20 protein-coding genes and 1 tRNA gene are annotated in these 17,045 nt (G+C 69.6%); 10 read left to right on the forward strand and 11 right to left on the reverse strand.

Features of this window, described 5'->3' with window-relative positions:
- Both QRX60_RS12380 and QRX60_RS12385 read right to left on the reverse strand, forming a co-directional pair.
- Positions 1–708 (reverse strand): leucine-rich repeat domain-containing protein, encoded by a 708-nt coding sequence (locus tag QRX60_RS12380; protein WP_286000917.1) that lies wholly within the window; start codon positions 706–708, stop codon positions 1–3.
- Positions 705–1,547, reverse strand: coding sequence for a helix-turn-helix transcriptional regulator (locus QRX60_RS12385; RefSeq protein ID WP_286000918.1), 843 nt, complete (start codon positions 1,545–1,547; stop codon positions 705–707). The genes QRX60_RS12380 and QRX60_RS12385 overlap by 4 nt, the downstream gene beginning before the upstream one ends.
- Before the next feature lie 154 nt (positions 1,548–1,701).
- Here QRX60_RS12385 and QRX60_RS12390 point away from each other — a divergent pair, with 154 nt between their 5' ends.
- The gene (locus tag QRX60_RS12390; protein ID WP_286000919.1) at positions 1,702–3,105 is read left to right on the forward strand and encodes an MFS transporter; all 1,404 of its coding nucleotides are present in this window, start codon (positions 1,702–1,704) and stop codon (positions 3,103–3,105) included.
- Here QRX60_RS12390 and QRX60_RS12395 read toward each other — a convergent pair.
- The 5 genes from QRX60_RS12395 to mug all read right to left on the reverse strand — a co-directional run bounded on the left by QRX60_RS12395 (position 3,095) and on the right by mug (position 7,562).
- Positions 3,095–3,388, reverse strand: a complete 294-nt coding sequence (locus QRX60_RS12395) for a GlsB/YeaQ/YmgE family stress response membrane protein (RefSeq protein WP_286000920.1) — start codon at positions 3,386–3,388, stop codon at positions 3,095–3,097. The genes QRX60_RS12390 and QRX60_RS12395 overlap by 11 nt on opposite strands.
- Before the next feature lie 147 nt (positions 3,389–3,535).
- On the reverse strand, positions 3,536–3,811 hold the full coding sequence (locus QRX60_RS12400; protein WP_286000921.1) for a GlsB/YeaQ/YmgE family stress response membrane protein: 276 nt from the start codon (positions 3,809–3,811) through the stop codon (positions 3,536–3,538).
- Positions 3,812–3,945: 134 nt separating this feature from the next.
- Positions 3,946–5,781 (reverse strand): acyl-CoA dehydrogenase, encoded by a 1,836-nt coding sequence (locus tag QRX60_RS12405; RefSeq protein ID WP_286000922.1) that lies wholly within the window; start codon positions 5,779–5,781, stop codon positions 3,946–3,948.
- A 149-nt stretch (positions 5,782–5,930) separates the two neighbouring features.
- The gene (locus QRX60_RS12410) at positions 5,931–6,716 is read right to left on the reverse strand and encodes a response regulator transcription factor (RefSeq protein ID WP_286000923.1); all 786 of its coding nucleotides are present in this window, start codon (positions 6,714–6,716) and stop codon (positions 5,931–5,933) included.
- A gap of 285 nt (positions 6,717–7,001) precedes the next feature.
- On the reverse strand, positions 7,002–7,562 hold the full coding sequence (gene mug / locus QRX60_RS12415) for a G/U mismatch-specific DNA glycosylase (RefSeq protein ID WP_286000924.1): 561 nt from the start codon (positions 7,560–7,562) through the stop codon (positions 7,002–7,004).
- A gap of 27 nt (positions 7,563–7,589) precedes the next feature.
- Between mug and QRX60_RS12420 the strand changes: the two genes are divergently transcribed.
- Both QRX60_RS12420 and QRX60_RS12425 read left to right on the forward strand, forming a co-directional pair.
- Positions 7,590–8,255 carry a class I SAM-dependent methyltransferase gene (locus QRX60_RS12420; protein WP_286000925.1) on the forward strand — a complete coding sequence of 222 codons (666 nt, stop codon included), beginning with the start codon at positions 7,590–7,592 and terminating at the stop codon, positions 8,253–8,255.
- A gap of 66 nt (positions 8,256–8,321) precedes the next feature.
- Positions 8,322–8,498 carry a hypothetical protein gene (locus QRX60_RS12425; RefSeq protein WP_286000926.1) on the forward strand — a complete coding sequence of 59 codons (177 nt, stop codon included), beginning with the start codon at positions 8,322–8,324 and terminating at the stop codon, positions 8,496–8,498.
- On the opposite strand, the gene QRX60_RS12430 is transcribed toward QRX60_RS12425, so the two are convergent.
- Positions 8,439–9,074: a VanZ family protein gene (locus QRX60_RS12430; protein ID WP_286000927.1), complete on the reverse strand. Its 636-nt coding sequence runs from the start codon at positions 9,072–9,074 to the stop codon at positions 8,439–8,441. The genes QRX60_RS12425 and QRX60_RS12430 overlap by 60 nt on opposite strands.
- A gap of 444 nt (positions 9,075–9,518) precedes the next feature.
- Here QRX60_RS12430 and QRX60_RS12435 point away from each other — a divergent pair, with 444 nt between their 5' ends.
- The 4 genes from QRX60_RS12435 to QRX60_RS12450 all read left to right on the forward strand — a co-directional run bounded on the left by QRX60_RS12435 (position 9,519) and on the right by QRX60_RS12450 (position 13,598).
- Positions 9,519–10,598 (forward strand): Gfo/Idh/MocA family protein, encoded by a 1,080-nt coding sequence (locus QRX60_RS12435; RefSeq protein ID WP_286000928.1) that lies wholly within the window; start codon positions 9,519–9,521, stop codon positions 10,596–10,598.
- A gap of 51 nt (positions 10,599–10,649) precedes the next feature.
- On the forward strand, positions 10,650–11,429 hold the full coding sequence (locus QRX60_RS12440) for an alpha/beta fold hydrolase (protein WP_286000929.1): 780 nt from the start codon (positions 10,650–10,652) through the stop codon (positions 11,427–11,429).
- A 113-nt stretch (positions 11,430–11,542) separates the two neighbouring features.
- A complete protein-coding gene (locus QRX60_RS12445) occupies positions 11,543–13,234 on the forward strand; it encodes a bifunctional metallophosphatase/5'-nucleotidase (protein ID WP_286000930.1) in 1,692 nt (563 codons plus the stop codon).
- 37 nt (positions 13,235–13,271) lie between these two features.
- Positions 13,272–13,598, forward strand: coding sequence for an MmcQ/YjbR family DNA-binding protein (locus QRX60_RS12450; RefSeq protein ID WP_286000931.1), 327 nt, complete (start codon positions 13,272–13,274; stop codon positions 13,596–13,598).
- Here the strand turns inward: QRX60_RS12450 and QRX60_RS12455 are convergent.
- Together QRX60_RS12455 and QRX60_RS12460 are read right to left on the reverse strand one after the other, a co-directional pair.
- On the reverse strand, positions 13,591–14,121 hold the full coding sequence (locus QRX60_RS12455) for a GNAT family N-acetyltransferase (protein WP_286000932.1): 531 nt from the start codon (positions 14,119–14,121) through the stop codon (positions 13,591–13,593). The genes QRX60_RS12450 and QRX60_RS12455 overlap by 8 nt on opposite strands.
- An 8-nt stretch (positions 14,122–14,129) precedes the next feature.
- Positions 14,130–14,507: a nitroreductase family deazaflavin-dependent oxidoreductase gene (locus tag QRX60_RS12460; protein ID WP_286000933.1), complete on the reverse strand. Its 378-nt coding sequence runs from the start codon at positions 14,505–14,507 to the stop codon at positions 14,130–14,132.
- 88 nt (positions 14,508–14,595) lie between these two features.
- Between QRX60_RS12460 and QRX60_RS12465 the strand changes: the two genes are divergently transcribed.
- From QRX60_RS12465 to QRX60_RS12475, 3 genes are all read left to right on the forward strand, one after another.
- On the forward strand, positions 14,596–15,246 hold the full coding sequence (locus QRX60_RS12465) for a hypothetical protein (protein ID WP_286000934.1): 651 nt from the start codon (positions 14,596–14,598) through the stop codon (positions 15,244–15,246).
- 97 nt (positions 15,247–15,343) lie between these two features.
- A complete protein-coding gene (locus QRX60_RS12470) occupies positions 15,344–15,694 on the forward strand; it encodes a YciI family protein (RefSeq protein WP_286000935.1) in 351 nt (116 codons plus the stop codon).
- Positions 15,691–16,920 (forward strand): RNA polymerase sigma factor, encoded by a 1,230-nt coding sequence (locus QRX60_RS12475; protein ID WP_286000936.1) that lies wholly within the window; start codon positions 15,691–15,693, stop codon positions 16,918–16,920. Before QRX60_RS12470 ends, QRX60_RS12475 begins: the two co-directional genes overlap by 4 nt.
- Here the strand turns inward: QRX60_RS12475 and QRX60_RS12480 are convergent.
- Positions 16,912–16,982: transfer RNA gene (locus tag QRX60_RS12480), tRNA-Gly, on the reverse strand. The genes QRX60_RS12475 and QRX60_RS12480 overlap by 9 nt on opposite strands.
- Positions 16,983–17,045 lie beyond the last annotated feature (63 nt).

A 17,045-nucleotide genomic window follows, 5' to 3' on the forward strand; every position in this document is an offset into this window, starting at 1 on the left:
TCAGCGAAGGACCATGCACCCCGCCTCCTCGAAGTCGCGCAGCCACGCCGGCTCCCGGAAGTGCTTGTTCCACCGCAGATCCAGCTTGTCCAGTTTGGACAGTTGAGCCACGGACGCCGGCAACGTCGTCAGCGCGTTCTCCCGCAGGTCGAGCTGCCGCAGCTCGGCCAGCGAGCCGATCGAGTCCGGCAGCGAGGTGAGCCGGTTGCCCCGCAGGTGCAGCTCCCGCAACGCCCCGAGAGCACCGATCGACTCCGGCAGCTCGGTCAGCGAGTTGCGGTACAACCGGAGCTCACGCAGCGAAGAGAACCCGGAAAGGTCCGGCGGCAGCACCGAAATCCTGTTGTCGGTGCAGCCCAGGTAGCGCAACCGGCCCAGGCGGCACCACGCCGGAGGGAACTCGGTCAGCCGGTTGTCGCTGACGTACAGGTACTCCGTGAGCCCGGCCAGGTCGCCCAGCTCGTCCGGTAGCGAGCCGAACTCGTTGTGGCCCAGGTCCAGCGTGTGCAACGACGTCAGCGCCGAGATCCCCGGCGGCAGCGAGGACAGCCGGTTCGCCGCCAGGTTGAGCACCTCCAGCCCGGTGCACTCCCACAGCGCCGCCGGCACCGACGAGAGCTCGTTCCGGTAGAGGTCGAGCCGGGTGACGTCGGGCGGAACCGAAGGCAGCGAACTCAGCCCCCGGCCGTTCAAGTCCAGCAGGGTCATGCCCGCTCCCGCCGGGTCAGGGGCAGCGACGCCCAGCTCCGTGCGTCGTCCGGAGTGGACACCTGGATCCGCAGTCCCGGCACCTCCGCCACCGCCAGCTCGGTCAGCCGGAGGTTCATCCGGCCGGCCTGCGGGTGGTTCAGCCGCCGCAGCCGTGCCTGGGGTTCGGCGACCTCGTGCCGTGCCCACAGCCCGGCGAACTCCGGGCTCAGTGCCGACAGGCGGCGGATGTCCTCTTCCCAGGACGGGTCGCCGACGTGCCTGCCGTACTCGGCGCGCATCCGCGCGACCATGTAAGGGACCTCCTCTTCGTAGTTCAGGAAGAACCGCCGTGCGTTCGGCTCGGTCACGCAGCACCACAGCAAGTTCTTGTGCAGGCACGGGAGGCTGTGCCACTCCCAGAACATCTCCTCCTGGGCCGCGTTCGACTCCAGGATGTCGAACCGGCCGTTGACCACCGTGGCGGGCAGCGGATCGAGCGCGCGCAGCACTTCGCGCACCGTGTCCGGCACCACCTCGGCCGACGACGGCGACCGTGCCGGCGTCAGCTCCGCCAGCCGGTACAGGTGTTCCCGCTCCGGGTGGTCCATCCGCAGCGTGCGCGCCACCGCGTCGAGCACCTGCGAGCTCGCGTTGATCGGCCGCCCTTGCTCCAGCCACGTGTACCAAGTGATGCCGACGCCGGCGAGCAGCGCCACCTCCTCGCGGCGCAACCCGCTGAGCCGACGGCGTGGGCCGGGCGCGAGCCCGACCTCCTCCGGGCCGATCCGCGCCCGGCACGCCTTGAGGAACTGGCCGAGTTCCTCCCGGCGGCTCGCGTAGACCTGCGTCTGGGTCATGCGGACATGGTGCCCGAGGGGTACGACAGTTTTCGGCGAAGCTGTGCCGTCCGGGGCTCCGCCACCACCGCACCCCGAAGAGAAGCAGGTGCTGGGAGTACCAGCATCCCCAGGCTCTCTCCGCCCGGAACCGAAGCGCCCCAAGGTCAGGGGCATGACACTGACCACCTCTGCCCCGGCCACCCCGGACCGGGCCGCCCGGCCGGACCGGCGGCCGTGGTTCATGCTGGCCGTCCTGCTGCTCGGCCAGTTCATGGCGCTGCTCGACGTCACCGTCGTGAACGTCGCCATGACCGACATCCGCGGCGACCTGCACGCGTCCGGCGCCGCGCTGCAGCTCGTCGTTTCCGGCTACACCGTGGGCTACGCGATGCTGCTGATCACCGGCGCCCGGCTCGGCGAGCTGTTCGGGCGGCGCCGGCTGTTCGTCACCGGCACGATCGCCTTCACCGTCTGCTCGCTGCTCTGCGGCCTCGCGCCGGACCCGGTGACGCTGATCGCCGCGCGGATCGCGCAGGGCGCGGGAGCCGCGTTGATGATGCCGCAGGTCATCAGCCTCATCCAGGCGCAGTTCAGCGGCGCCGCGCGGGCCAAGGCGCTCAGCGCGTACACCGCCGTCATCTCCGTCGCGTTCGTGGCCGGCCAGGTGCTCGGCGGCGTGCTCGTCGGCGCGAACCTGTTCGGCACGGGCTGGCGGCCGATCTTCCTGGTGAACGTGCCGATCGGCGTGCTGGTGGCCCTGCTGGCACTGCGCCTGGTGCCCGGCGGCGTGGCGAAGGCGGGGCGCCGCCTCGACCTCGCCGGGCTCGCGATCGCCGTGCCGGCCGTGGTGCTCGTCGTGCTGCCGCTGGTGCTCGGCCACGAGGTCGGCTGGCCCGGGTGGACGTTCGGTTCGATCGCCGCGGGTGTGCTGCTGGCCGTGCTGTTCGTGGTCGTGGAACGGCGGGTCCGCGATCCGCTCGTCGACCTCGGCGTGCTGCGCATCCGCGGGGTCGCGCCGGGCCTGGCGACGCTGGCCGCGGGCGTCGCGTCCTACGGCGGGTTCCTCTTCTGCGTATCGCTGCACCTGCAGTCGGGCCTCGGGAAGACGGCGATGGCGGCCGGCCTGGCGATGGCGCCCGGCGGCATCGTGTTCGGCCTCTGCGGGTTCTTCTGGAACCGGCTGCCCCAGCGCGTGCACGCCTGGCTGACCCCGTGCGGGTACGTAGGTTCCGCGGTCGCCTACGCCCTGCTCGCCCTGGACGGCGACGGCGGGACGTTGTTCTTCGTGGCGCTGCTGCTGTTCGGCCTGTCGATGGGGCCGGCGTTCGGTTCCCTGATGGCGCAGGCGCTGACGCACGTCCCGGTCGAACGCGCCTCGGACGTCAGCGGCCTCCTCACCACGACGTTGCAGCTGGGCCAGGTCATCGGCGTGGCGACGTTCGGCAGCGTGTTCCTGACGCTCGCCACGGCGTCGTCCGCGCACGCCATCACCACGACGATGACCTGGGCCGCCGTGCTCCTGCTGGCCGGTTCCGGGTTCGCCGTGGTGCTGGCGTGCGCGTCGGTCAGGCGGTAGTGCGGCTGCCGCCCTTGACCCTGGCGTAGATCGCCGAGGCCGCGATGACGCCGACGACGGCGGCGACGATCTGGAAGATGTGCCGGATCCAGTCGATCCCGTTCGTGTTCCGGACGCCGAACACCCCGGCGAGCCAGTTGCCGATGAACGCGGCCACGATGCCGACGACGATCGTCAGCCAGATCGGGATCTTCTGGTCGCCCGGCGCGAACAGCCGGCCGAGCACGCCCAGGATCAGGCCCACGATGATCGTCGAGATGATGCCCCAAAGTCCGCCGAGCACAGCTGCCTCCTCGGATAGCGCAATAAGCGCCACGGTGGCACCGATCCCGGCGCCCCGCCCGTGCAGACCCCCGATGGAGTGAGACACGAAAGGCCCGGTCCGGTCCGCTTCGACAGCGGACCGGACCGGGCCGGGTCTCGAAAGCCGCTACCTCGTCACGCCGCGGCGGCCGTAGAGCCCCGCTGCCACACTGACGCCGATCGCGGCGAGGACGACCTGGGTGAGGATCTCCAGCCAGTCGATGCCGTTGGTGTCCGCGTACCCGAGACCGCGGGCGATGGCCGTGCCGATGAACGCGGCGATGATGCCGATCAGGATGGTCAGCCAGATCGGGATGCTCTGCTTGCCGGGGGCGACCAGCCGGCCGAGAACACCGATGATCAGCCCGACGATGAGTGCGCTGACGATGCCGGCGACAGTCATCACTTTCTCCTCTCAAGGATCCGCGAACCCGGCCACTCGGGTCCGTCGGACTCGGTGAGCGGAGTGCCCGGCCCGTGGGGCCCCGAAACGCGAAAAGGGCCCTCCTCACGCGAGGAGAGCCCTTTTCGTGACCATCAGAATGCGGCTTCGTCCAGCTCCATCAGCGCGTTGTCGGCGGCTTCGACGATCGCGCGGCGGGAGGTCAGCTCCGGCAGCACCTGCTTCGAGAAGAACGACGCCACGGCGATCTTGCCCTCGTAGAACGGGACGTCCTTGGCGGACGCGCCCGCGTCGAGCTTCGCGATGGCGACCTCGGCGTGCTTGAGCAGCTGCCAGCCGATGAGCAGGTCGCCGACCGACATCAGCAGGCGGACCGTGTGCTGGCCGACCTTGTTGATGCTCTGCGGGTCCTCCTGCGACGCCGTCAGGTAGCCGATCAGCGAGCCCAGCATGCCCTGGGTGTCCTCGAGGGCCTGCTTGAGCAGCCCGCGCTCGTTCTTGAGCCGGCCGTTGCCCGCCTCGGACTCGATGAACTTCGTGATCTCGCCGGCGACGAAGGCCAGGGACGCGCCCTTGTCGCGGACGATCTTGCGGAAGAAGAAGTCCAGCGACTGGATCGCCGTGGTGCCCTCGTACAGCGAGTCGATCTTGGCGTCGCGGATGTACTGCTCGATCGGGTAGTCCTGCAGGAAGCCGGAACCGCCCAGCGTCTGCAGCGACTGCACGAGCTGCTCGGTGGCGCGCTCGGAGCCGACGCCCTTGACGATCGGCAGCAGCAGGTCGTTGACGCCGTGCGCGACCTTCTGGTCACCCTCGCCGGTCCACAGCTGGTCCTGGAACGACGCCGTGTACAGGTACACCGCGCGGAGGCCCTCGGCGTACGCCTTCTGGAGCATCAGCGAGCGGCGGACGTCCGGGTGGTGCGTGATGGTGACGCGCGGCGCGGCCTTGTTCAGCATGTTCGGCAGGTCGGCGCCCTGGACGCGCTCCTTGGCGTACTCGAGCGCGTTGAGGTACCCCGTCGACAGCGTCGCGATGGCCTTGGTGCCGACCATCATCCGGGCGTACTCGATGACCTGGAACATCTGCGCGATGCCGTCGTGGACCTCGCCGAGCAGCCAGCCCTTGGCCGGGGTGCCGTGCTGGCCGAAGGTCAGCTCGCACGTCGTCGAGGCCTTGATGCCCATCTTGTGCTCGACGTTCGTGACGAAGGCGCCGTTGCGCTCGCCCAGCTCACCGGTCTTCGAGTCGAAGTGGAACTTCGGCACGAGGAACAGCGACAGGCCCTTGGTGCCCGGCTTGGTCTCGATGCCGGGACCCTCGGGGCGGGCCAGCACGAGGTGCATGATGTTTTCGCTCATGTCGTGCTCGGCCGAGGTGATGAACCGCTTCACGCCGTCGATGTGCCAGGAGCCGTCCTCCTGCTGGGTGGCCTTGGTGCGGCCCGCGCCGACGTCGGAGCCGGCGTCCGGCTCGGTCAGCACCATCGTGGCGCCCCAGGCCCGGTCGATCATGAGCTGGGCCCAGTGCTTCTGCTCTTCGGTGCCGTTCTTGTTCACGATCATCGCGAAGTTCGGGCCAGCCATGTACATGAACAGCGGGGCGTTGGCGCCGAGGATGAGCTCGGACGCGGCCCACTGCACGGTCGGGGGCAGGCCGAAGCCGCCGAGGTCGTTGGTGAGGCCGAGGCGCCACCACTCGCCGTCGAGGAGCTGCTGGTAGCTCTTCTTGAACGACTCGGGGATCTTGACGCTGAAGGTCTTCGGGTCGTACACGGGCGGGTTGCGGTCGGCGTCGGCGAAGGACTCGGCGAGCGGGCCGGTCGCGAGCTTGTTCAGCTCGGACAGCACCCCGCGGGCGGTCTCTTCGTCGGACTCGGCGAGCACACCCTTGCCCAGGCGCTCCTGCACGCCCAAGACCTCGAAGAGGTTGAACTCCAAGTCTCGGACGTTGCTCTTGTAGTGGCCCATGTCGTCACTCCAATGTGTTCGGCTCCCCGGCCGGGCACATGTTCGCCTTACTCGCCGGTAACTTCAGGATATTACCTGCGGGTAACTGGAGCAAGCAGATCCGCACTTCCGAGTATCGGAAATCCGGCCATCTTTCTGGGAAAGCGGGGTCAGCGCTGCCCCGGGAGCGCCGTTGTGTCGGCAGTCACCGGCATGTGCCCGTCCTCCGCACGGGCGACCAAGATCCCGCCGCGGAAGGCGATCGTCACCGCGTGCGTCCGGTCCCGTGCGGAGAGCTTGCGCAGGATGCTCTTGACGTGGGTCCGGACCGTCTCGACGGACAGGAACAGCAGTTTCGCGATCGCGGAGTTCTCGAGACCCTCGGCGACCAGCTGGAGCACCTGGTACTCGCGCCGGGACAGCGGCATCCCGCCGCGCGGCGACGGCGGGCTGTCGTGGGCGAGGTCGCCCTTCGGCACGGTCGACCGCTTCGGCCGTGCGGTGAGCGTGGCCAGCACCGGGTCGATGTAGCGGCGCTCGGTGTGGGCTCGCCGGATCGCTTCGGCGAGCCGTCGCGAATCGATCGACCGCGGCACGATCGCGTGCGTGCCCGCGGCGATCGCGGCCGCGAGGTACTGCTGCGTGCGATTCGTGTCACGGATCAGCGTGACCAGGATCAGCGCCGGGTCGCCGGCGTTGAGCAGCTTCGTCAGGTGGCAGTTCGGGTCGAGTGCGGAGTCGAGCACGACGACGTCCGGTTTGACCTGCTCGCACAGCTGCAGCGCGGCGTGGTGGCTGGCCGCCTGGCCGGCCCAGTGCAGCCCCTGGCTGCGGTGGACGAGCGCGGCGAGGCCGTCGCGGAAGATCGGGACCGGGTCGACGACCGCCACGCCGAGACTTCGCCCGCCGGGTCCGATCGGCCCGGTGGGCCTGCGGGTGGGCTCGATGCCGTGCATCGTGGGCCTCCGTCTCTGCGCCGTCGCTCCTGGGACGCCGGGCGCGTCCCCTCGGTTCACGCGTCCGGCACCGTCCGGTTCCCCCTGCCGGGACCGGCCAAAAGTGACTCCTCCTGCTTGGTACGAGTCGCGATTGCGCAGCTCATGACGCCATCTCCCCCTCATGGCCTAATCGCCCGGTCACAGCAAACTCTGGGTAGAAATCCACTGGGAGAAGTCGGCTCGACCGGGCTGGGAAGGACCTGATGGGGCGGCTGGCGCTACTGAGGGTTGCCCGCTCCTTGTTCAACGATTTCGACGACGCTCGGATGCGGTTCGCAGCTCCGCGAACTCCGCCGCGAGCCCGGCCGGCGTCCAGTGCGCGTTGAGACCGCTCGGATTCGGCAGCACCCACACGCAGGTGTCCCCGATCCGGTGCTCCTGGCGGCCGACGCGCGCCTTCGGGAAGCCGAAGGCGGTCCGGTAGGCGGTGATCCCGACGACGGCGAGCCACCGAGGCTGGTACTCGAGCACCTTCGCTTCCAGGAGCTTCCCGCCTTCGCGCAGCTCGTCGTCGGTGAGCTCGTCGGCGCGGGCGGTGGTCCTGGCGACGACGTTCGTGATGCCGAGCTTCAGGTCGAGCAGCTGCTCCTGCTCGTCGGGTCTGTAGAGGCGAGGCGTGAACCCGCCCTCGTGGAGGGCCGGCCAGAAGCGGTTGCCGGGGCGGGCGAAGTGCTGTTTCAGCGCGCCCGAGTAGAGGCCGGGGTTGATGCCGCAGAAGAGAACGTCGAGGCCGGGCGCGATGACGTCCGGGATGGTCGCGTTGTGCGCGGCGGCCAGCTGGTCCTTCGTGGGTCGGGTGCTCACGCCTTCAGTTTCCGGCACGATCGCGGGATGGAGGTCACCGCGGACGGATGTTCGGTCGAGGTCTACCTGCGGTTGCCGGCCGCCGGCGAGCCGGAGATCGTGCACGCGGCGTTGCCGGCGGGGGCGTCGATCCTCGAGCTGGGGTGCGGGACCGGGCGGGTCACCCACCCGCTGGTGGAGCTGGGGCATCCCGTGGTCGCCGTGGACGACTCGCCGGCGATGCTGGCCCACGTCCGGGCCGAGACGGTGTGCGCGCGGATCGGGGACCTGGATCTCGGGCGGACGTTCGACGCGGTGCTGCTCGGGAGTCACCTGGTCAACACGGCGCTGGATCCGGACCGGCATGCGCTGCTCGCTGCCGCTCGGCGGCACCTGTCGCCTTCGGGGCGGCTGATCGTCGAGTGGCACCCGCCGGAGTGGTTCGACACCGTCGCTTCCGGCCAGGGTGGGCGGCTCGGGGAGGTGGACGTCGAGCTGGCGGACGTGGTCCGGGGCGGGGACCTGCTGTCGGCGACCGTGCGGTATTCGGCCGGCGGGCGGCGGTGGGATCAGGAGTTCACCTGTCGCCGCCTGGCTCTCGACGACGTGCTGACCTCGGCGGACCTGGTCTTCGATGGCTGGCTCACCGAGGACCGCAACTGGTTCGCCGCCCGGGTCGCCGAGAGTTCACCGGGAACCCGTCGCGGGGGGTAGCGAATTCACCACGGACCTGCGTACTCTGTGTGATCTCCCGCACAGCGCCGTACCGAGGAGGATTTCGTGCAGCTTCCGCTCGTCCTCGGGCTCGTCGCGCTGGTCTTGGCCGTCGCCGCTCTCGTCGTCGTTCTCGAGGATCGCCGGGCCGCCAAGCGGGCCGCCCTGCAGCGGAAGGCCCGGTTAGCGCGTCTCGGCGAAGTGGACCCGCTCGCCCCGGGCCGGCTGCACGCCGACCGGTGAACGCAGGAGCGCCAGCAGCAGCGCCCCGAACACCCAGCCGACTCCCGCGCCGAACGTGTTGTTCATGAGGTCGTCCACGTCGAAGATGCGGTAGACGTACGGCGCCGTCCCGAAGTTCGCCGTGACCTGCGTGAACTCGATCAGCAAAGAGGCCGCGAAGCCGATCAGGACCGTGCCGATGAGGCCGCGGCGCCACAGCACCCGTGCGAACACGCCCAGCGGGACGAACAGCAGCACGTTCATGCACGCCTGCTGGAACGTCTGCGTCATGAACCACTGCGACAGCGGCTCGCCGTGCTTCAGCAGCTCCGTGTGGATGTCGGTGATCCACTGGAACGGGTGCAGCTGCACCGTCTGGCTCAGCCGGCGCGTGCCGGGCCCGGGCAGCGGCAGGAAGACGACCGCGAGGGTCATGCAGCCGTACAGCAGCACCGCACCGGTGGTCACGATGCCGCGCAGGCGCAGGCCGCCGTGCCGGGCCAGCTGCGTGATCAGCTGCGGCACCAGCACCACGGTCCACAGCGCCAGGAAGCCGATGAAGCCGTACTGCAGGGCCGTGACCTGTGCGTTCGTCATGTCACCGACGTTATGGATCTTGCCTCGGGAGCCGCTTCGGTCGAAGAGCCGGACCCCATCGGCCACTCGGCCGACCGCTGCCGGGCCGATCGGTCAGTCGTCCTCGCGTTCCTCCGAGCGCTCGGCCCGCCAAGCGCTGAACACCGTGCCGCCGATCAGCAGCACGACGACGGCCAGCACCACGAGTACGACCTCGATGCCCATTTTTCCCCCAGTTGCCGGATCGTTCGCCTCATCGCGCCCGCGTCAAGGGGTGTTACCGAACCCTCCGTGCGTGCGAGCCTGCCCGGATGGTCCAGGTGCGACTCGGCTTCGTCCTCACCGGCGAGTCCGAAGTCATAGCCGGAAAAGCGAGACGTAACCGGATGCGGCTTGCGCTGACCCGGGAATGACCACGACGCTCGGCACGTCGAAGTCTTGTGCAGGGCAACGAAAGGAAAGCTCATGGCACCGGTCCGGGTCGGCATCGTCGGGCTCAGCGCGAACGGCGGCTGGGCCGCCACCGCGCACGTGCCCGCGCTGGCCGCGGTGGACGGCTACGAGCTCCGCGCGCTGAGCGGGAGCAGCGCCGAGTCGGCGCGGGTGGCCGGGGAGAAGTACGGCGTGCCGCTGACCTTCGGCGACGCCGGGGAGCTGGCGCGGCACCCGGAGGTCGACCTGGTCGTCGTCGCGGTGAAGGTGAGCGAGCACCGGGCGCTGATCGAGCCGGCGCTGGCCGCGGGCAAGCAGGTGCTGAGCGAGTGGCCGCTCGGCGTGAGCCTGGCCGAAACCGAGGCACTGGCCGAAGAGGCGAAGGACGCCAAGACGGCGGTCGGCCTGCAGGGGCGGTCCGCGCCCGCGTTGCGCTACCTGCGTGACCTCATCAAGGACGGGTACGTCGGCCGCGTGCTCTCGACGTCGTTGATCGGCTCGGGCGGGAACTGGGGGCCTTCGGTCCGCGCCGGGCGCACCTACCAGCTGCACCCCGAAGGCGGGGCGACCATGCTGACGATCCCGTTCGCACACACCGTCGACGCGTTCGACATGGTGCTCGGCCGGTTCTCCGAGCTCTCGGCGACGATGGCGACCGTCCGGCCGCGGGTGCGCGACGAGGTCACCGGCGAGTCCGTCCCGATGACCGCGCCGGACCAGATCGCCGTCAGCGGCGTGCTGACCGGCGGTGCCGTCGCGTCGCTGCACCTGCGCGGCGGGTCGTCGCCCGCCACGGACTTCCGCTGGGAGATCAACGGCACCGAGGGCACCCTGGTCGTCACCGCCGCGGACCCGCTGTTCTGGATCGCGAAGCTGACGCTGCGCGGCAGCCGGACCGGCGTGCTGGAGAAGCTCACCGTGCCCACCCGGTACGAGCTCCCGCAGCTGGCCGGGCGCAGCGCCGAGCCGTCGTACAACGTCGCGCACGCCTACGCGCGGCACCTGAAGGGCGATCTGCCGGACTTCGCGCACGCGGTGCGCGTGCACCGCGTGCTCGACGCCGTCCAGCGGTCGGCCGACACCGGGACGCGGATTCACCCGGACGCAGAGTAACTGTTACCGGCGGTTGTAGCTTTTCCGCTAACTCCGCCTTACTCTCGGGTAATGGACGACGTTGTCTATGACCGCGAGGGCCGGGGCGAGCCGCTGGTGCTGATCCACGGCATCGGCCACCGCCGTCAGGCGTGGGCGCCGGTGTTCCCGCTGCTCACGCCCCATCGAGACGTCATCGCCGTGGACCTGCCGGGCTTCGGCGACTCGCCCGAGCCGTCCGGCGGGTACGGCGTCGAGCCCGCGCTGGTCATGTTCAAGGAGCTCTTCACCGAGCTGGGCCTCGGCCGGCCGCACGTCGCGGGCAACTCGCTCGGCGGCCTGCTGTCGCTGGCACTCGGCCAGGCCGGGCTCGTCCGCAGCGTCACGGCGTTGTCGCCGGCCGGGCTGTGGAACCGGACGCAGAAGATGTACGCGATCGCCACGCTCAAGGCCCATCGCGCGCTCGCTCAGCGCACACCACCGCACGTCGTGCGCCGCATCGCCGCGACCCCGGCCGGGCGCAAGGCGCTGACCGGGATGATCGTCGGAAAGCCGGGCCGGCTGAGTCCGGACGCCGTCGTCGAGGACGCCCACGCGCTCGCGACCGCGCCGGGCTTCGAGCCCACCGCCGCGCAGTCCCGCGGCGACTTCCGCTTCACCGGCCCGGTCACCGGCGTCCCGGTGACCGTCGCCTGGGCCGAGCACGACCGGATCCTCGCCCGGCCGCGCGTCGCCGACCTGCGGAAGGTCGCTCCCGAAGGGACGTTCCGGCTGTTGCCCGGCTGCGGGCACGTGCCGATGAACGACGACCCGGAACTCGTCGCGCGGGTGCTGCTCCAGGGAAGCCGTTAGGTGACATTCGCTTTACGTCCGTCTTTTGACCCTGGTAGCCGACTGCTCCGCGAGGCAGAATCCTCCGCCGTGCGCCCGTAAGGGGACCTGGGCGCGAATCGGAGGAAACACGCATGAGGCTTTCAACCCGGCTCGTGGTGCTCGCCGCGGCCGCGCTGGCGACGACGGCGGTGACCACCGCACCCGCGTCCGCGGGCCAGCGCCCGGACCCCACCACCGACGTCCGGATCATCGGGTTCAACGACCTGCACGGCAACCTCGAGCCGCCGTCCGGCTCCAGCGGGCGCGTCGTGCAGTCGGACGGGACCACTGTGGACGCCGGTGGCGCGGCTTACCTGGCCACGCACGTGAAGCAGCTGCGGTCGCAGGTACGCAACTCGTTCGTCGTGTCCGCCGGCGACAACATCGGCGCGTCGCCGCTGACCTCGGCGCTGTTCCACGACGAGCCGACCATCGACTTCCTGAACATGCTGGGCGTCAACGCCTCCGTCGTCGGGAACCACGAGTTCGACGAGGGCTTCAAGGAGCTGCAGCGCATGCAGTTCGGCGGCTGCCACCCGACGGACGGCTGCCAGTTCGAAAAGACCTTCGACGGTGCGAAGTTCCCGTTCCTCGGGTCCAATGTGTACTTCACCAACGGGCTGCCCGCGTTGTTGCCGTTCACCGTCAAGTTCGAGGGCGGCGTGCCGGTCGGCGTCATCGGCGCCACGCTGAAGGACCTGCCTTCCGTCGTCACGCCGGAGGCGATCAAGGGCCTGAAGTTCGGCGACGAGGTCGAAGCGATCAACCGGACTTCGAACCTGCTCGACCACTTCGGCGTCAAGGCCCAGGTCGTGCTGATGCACCAGGGTGACGGCACCGAGGTCGAGGGCCCGAACGACTGCAAGCTGCGGCCCGGCCCCGCCGCCGCGATCGCGGCCGCGGTGACCCCGAACGTCGACGCGTTCTTCACCGGGCACAGCCACCAGCAGTACAACTGCGTGATCAACGACCCGGCGGGCCAGCCGCGGCCGGTCATCCAGGGTTCGTCCTTCGGCCGTCTGCTTTCGGTGATGGACCTCAAGATCAGCTTCAGGACGCGGGACGTCGTCCGGTCGCAGACGAAGGCGTTCAACGAGATCGTCACGCGGACCGTCACGCCGGACCCGGCCGTCGCGGCGCTGGTCGCGGACGCCAAGGCGAAGTCCGGCCCGATCGCGAACAAGCAGGTCGGCACCATCACCGCGGACCTGCCGGCGGCGGGCAACGCGGCCGGCGAGTCGCCGCTCGGCGACGTCATCGCCGACGCGCAGCTCGCGGGCACGCAGTCGAACAACGCGGTCGTCGCGATCACCAACCCGGGCGGCATCCGCGCCGACCTGACCTACAAGTCGTCCCCGAACGGCGAGGGCGACGGCGTGGTGACCTACGGCGAGGCGTTCACCGTCCAGCCGTTCTCGAACATCATGCAGACGATCACGCTGACCGGCGCGAACCTGAAGAACGTGCTGGAGCAGCAGTGGCAGGGCACGACCACGCGGATCCTGCAGATCTCGAGCTCGCTGCACTACAGCTACTCGGCGTCCGCGCCGCAGGGCTCGCGGGTCTCGAACATCACGGTGAACGGCACGCCGGTCGACCCGGCGGCGACGTTCCGCGTGTCGGTGAACAACTTCCTCGCCGCCGGCGGGGACGGCTTCACCGAGTTCACCAAGGGCACGAACCTGGCCGGCGGCCCGGTGGACCTCGACGCGCTGGTCGCGTACCTGGGCGCCCACCCGAACCTGGCCCCGCCCGCGGCGGACCGGATCACGCAGCTGCCGTAGTCCGGTTTTTCCAAGACACCGGGTCGACAATGGATCCATGACGACCTGGGCAGAAGTCGTGCGCCTGGCCTCGGAACTTCCCGAGGTCGAGGCGTCGACCTGGTACCGCACGCCCGCGCTGAAGGTGGCGGGCAAGGGTTTCGCGCGGCTGCGCACCGAGGCCGAAGGCGGCCTGGTCGTGATGTGCGGGCTCGACGAGAAGGCCGCGTTGCTGGATTCCGGCGACGCGGCCTTCTTCACGACCGCGCACTACGACGGACACGGCTCGATCATCGTCGACCTCGAGAAGGTCGACGTCGATCAGCTGCGTGAGCTGCTCGAAGAGGCGTGGCGGCGGAAGGCGCCACGGCGGCTCCTCACCTGAGTTCGCCCTTGAGCATGCTCATCAGGATCATGTCGTAGCGGTCGCCGTCCGCGCCGACGAACGCCTCGCGGTGGCGGCCGTCCTCGGAGAACCCGACCTTGCGGTAGACGTGCCGGGCGCGCTCGTTCTCGGCGACCACCCAGAGCGTGATCATGTGCAGCCGCATGGAGTTGAAGCCGTAGCGGCACATCAGCCGCAGCGCTTCGGTGCCGTACCCGCCGCCGCCCCGGTACCCGGCGTCGCCGATGTAGATGTCCAGCTCGGCATTGCCGATCTCGGGCTCTGCGTCACGCAGGTCGATGACGCCGATGAGCTTGTCCTCGGCCTTGGCCTCGATCCCCAGGACGACCAGCTCGTAGCTGTTGACCGGGCGTTCCTCGGCGCGCTTGCGGATCTGGGCCAGCGACTGGGGGTGGCTGTTGGTCATCCACCGGCCGACCTCGGGATCGTGCACCCACGGGTGGATCTTCTCGGCGTCCTCCGGTTCGAGCGCGCGCAACCGGACGAGCTCCCCCTCGAGCATTTCTCCCCCTAGTCCCGCTTGAGCAGCAGGAAGTCGTCGACGTTCAGCAGGCCGAGGAACTGCCGGACGGGGATCGGCATGGCCTGCCGCGACTCATCATGCACGAGCTCGGGCGAGTGCACGCGGTAATTACGCCGCCGGGTGACCACGGTGCAACTCCCCGCGGCCAGCACGTTCTTCACCCAGTCGGTGTCGGGCCCGTAGGTGAGCGCGACGACGAAGCCGTCGTTCGTGCGGAAGACGTTCAGTGGCGTCCGGTACTCCTTGCCGGACTTGCGTCCTTTGTGGATCAGCATGCCGAAGCCCGGAGCCCAGTTCACGACGTACTTGTTGATCCGGTTGGTCACCACGCGGTTGAAGCGGGCGAGTCCCTTGGGCAGCACCATGCGCCCGAGTATATCAACAAGCGATGAATTAATCGATCGGGTGACCCCGGCTCCCGGCGCGCGCCGCGCCGATGGTGGGATATGGCGCATGTCGACCGAATGGCCGCTGCGCCAGGACCCGGAAGCGCCGGTGATCATCGCCCTGGCCCTGGTCAACGATCCGGACGCGCTGGGCTTCGTCGTCCTGGACGACGAGGACGACTGGTTCATCAGCGACGGCACCGAGCTGTCCGACGACGTGCTCGTCAACCGCGAGAGCTTCGGCAAGATGTCGGTGCGCGAAGCCCTCGAGCTGGTCCCGCAGCTGGCCGCGCTGGCCGGCCTGCCGACGGGCATGGCCGCCGACTGGGACCCGGAGCGCCGCACGTGGCTGCTCTCTTCGGTGACCGGTTCCGACGACGAGGACGAAGACATCCGGCTGCTCGGCCAGCGCCGTGCCGCGTGGAAATTCGAAGGCTCGCCGGACGACGAAGCGCAGATCAGCAGCGGTCTGACGGAGATCCCGACCGGTCCGGGCGCCCCGGTGCGTGCGGTCCGGCAGGTCGTCCGCGAGCAGGACGGCACCTGGCTGTTCGTCGGTTTCGAGGTTCCCGAGGCCGAGGACTTCGAGGTCGAGGGCCTGGAGCTGGAGCACGTCGCGAACCTGTACCCGGACGTTCGCACCGTGCTGAAGGCGGCACCGGGCCAGGTGTACGACCGCGCCACGCCGAACGGCGAGTGGGAGCTCGTCGAGGGCTAGAGAAAGTCCGGCGCGGTTGTCCATGCGACGTCCACGCCGTTCGTCCTTACAGTGAAAGCCGGCGGTCAGCGCCGGTCAGGACCTGTGAGGAGCAGTCATGCCCCAGTACGCCGCGATCATCTTCGCCTCCGACGTCGACCCGACCAAGCCCGAGGCCGCGGACATGATGAAGGACTACCACGAGTTCCACGACGGCGCCCAGGCCGTGATCCGCGGCGGCGCGGCGCTGTACCCGACGGCGACCGCGACGACGGTCCGCGTCACCGGCGGCAAGGGCGGCGACATCGTCACCAGCGACGGCCCGTACGCGGAGACGAAGGAAGCGCTCACCGGCTTCTACCTGCTCGAATGCGCCGACCTCGACGAAGCCGTCAAGGTCGCGGCGCGCATCCCGGGCGCCTGGGACGGCGCGATCGAGGTCCGGCCGGTCGTCGACTTCGGGCAGTGACCCACGCCGGGGACGCGGTCGCGCGGCTGGTCCGGGACGAGGGCACCCGGGTACTGGCCACGCTGGTCCGCGTCACCGGCAGCGTCGACCTGGCCGAGGACGCGGTCCAGGACGCCGTCGTGCGCGCACTGGAGACGTGGCCGCGCGACGGCGTCCCGGGCAACCCGCGCGGCTGGCTCCTGGTGGCGGCCCGCCGTCGCGCGGTGGACGTGGTCCGCCGCGAAGCGAAGCGGCTCGGGAAGGAGGCGGACGCGATGCCGGCCGTCGACCCGTTCCCGGACCCGGTTTCGGTCCGCGACGACCTGCTGAGGTTGGTCTTCACGTGCTGCCACCCGGCGTTGTCGCTGGACGCGCAAGTCGCTTTGGCGCTCCGGACGTTGGGCGGTTTGTCGACGTTGGAGGTCGCGCGCGCCCTGCTGGTCCCCGAGGCGACGATGGCGAAGCGCCTGACGCGGGCGAAGCAGAAGATCGCCCAGGCGCACATCCCGTACCGCGTGCCGTCCGCGGAAGAGCTCCCCGCACGGCTGTCGGGTGTGGCGTCGACGGTGTACCTGATCTTCAACGAGGGGTACACGGGCCGCGGTCAGCTCCTCGCCGAAGCGGTCCGCCTGGCCCGGCTGCTGGCGGAGCTGATGCCGGACGAACCGACGGCGCTGGGGTTGCTGGCGTTGGTCCTGCTTCAGGACGCCCGCCGTTCTTCCCGGTTCGACGCGTCCGGGTTGCCGGTGTTGCTTGCTGAGCAGGACCGGTCGGCGTGGGATTTCGAGCTGATCAAGGAGGGTGTCGCCCTGGTGGGGGCCGGCCTGCGTCGCACGCCGTCGGTGCCGAACGCGTACGTGGTCCAAGCGGCGATCGCGGCCTGCCACGACCTGGCGCCGTCGTATTCGGAGACGAACTGGGACGCGGTGATCTCCTGGTACGACGTGCTGCTGTCGATCCAGGACACGGCGGTGATCCGCCTGAACCGCGCGGCGGCGGTGGCGGAAAGGGACAGCCCCGCTGCGGGGCTGGCGCTGGTGGATGCGTTGCGGGGCTTGGAAGAGTACCCGTGGTGGCACGCGTCGCGGGCGGAGTTGTTGCACCGCTTGGGATCGCCTTCGGCAGCCGGGGCTCTGGAGCGTGCGGTGGAAACCGGTTTGCCCGCCGCTCATGCGGCTCACTTGCGTGCCCGAATACAAAAAGAAAACCCCGGAGAAAATGTCCGGGGTTTCACCGAGAGCGGATGACGGGAATCGAACCCGCGTATTCAGCTTGGGAAGCTGATGTTCTACCATTGAACTACATCCGCAGTGCGTCGCCAGCATACACGGCGGCGTGATCCCTCTGTCCAGACCCCTCCTTCCTTGACGTT

The organism is Amycolatopsis mongoliensis (genome assembly GCF_030285665.1).
Taxonomy (GTDB): domain Bacteria; phylum Actinomycetota; class Actinomycetes; order Mycobacteriales; family Pseudonocardiaceae; genus Amycolatopsis; species Amycolatopsis mongoliensis.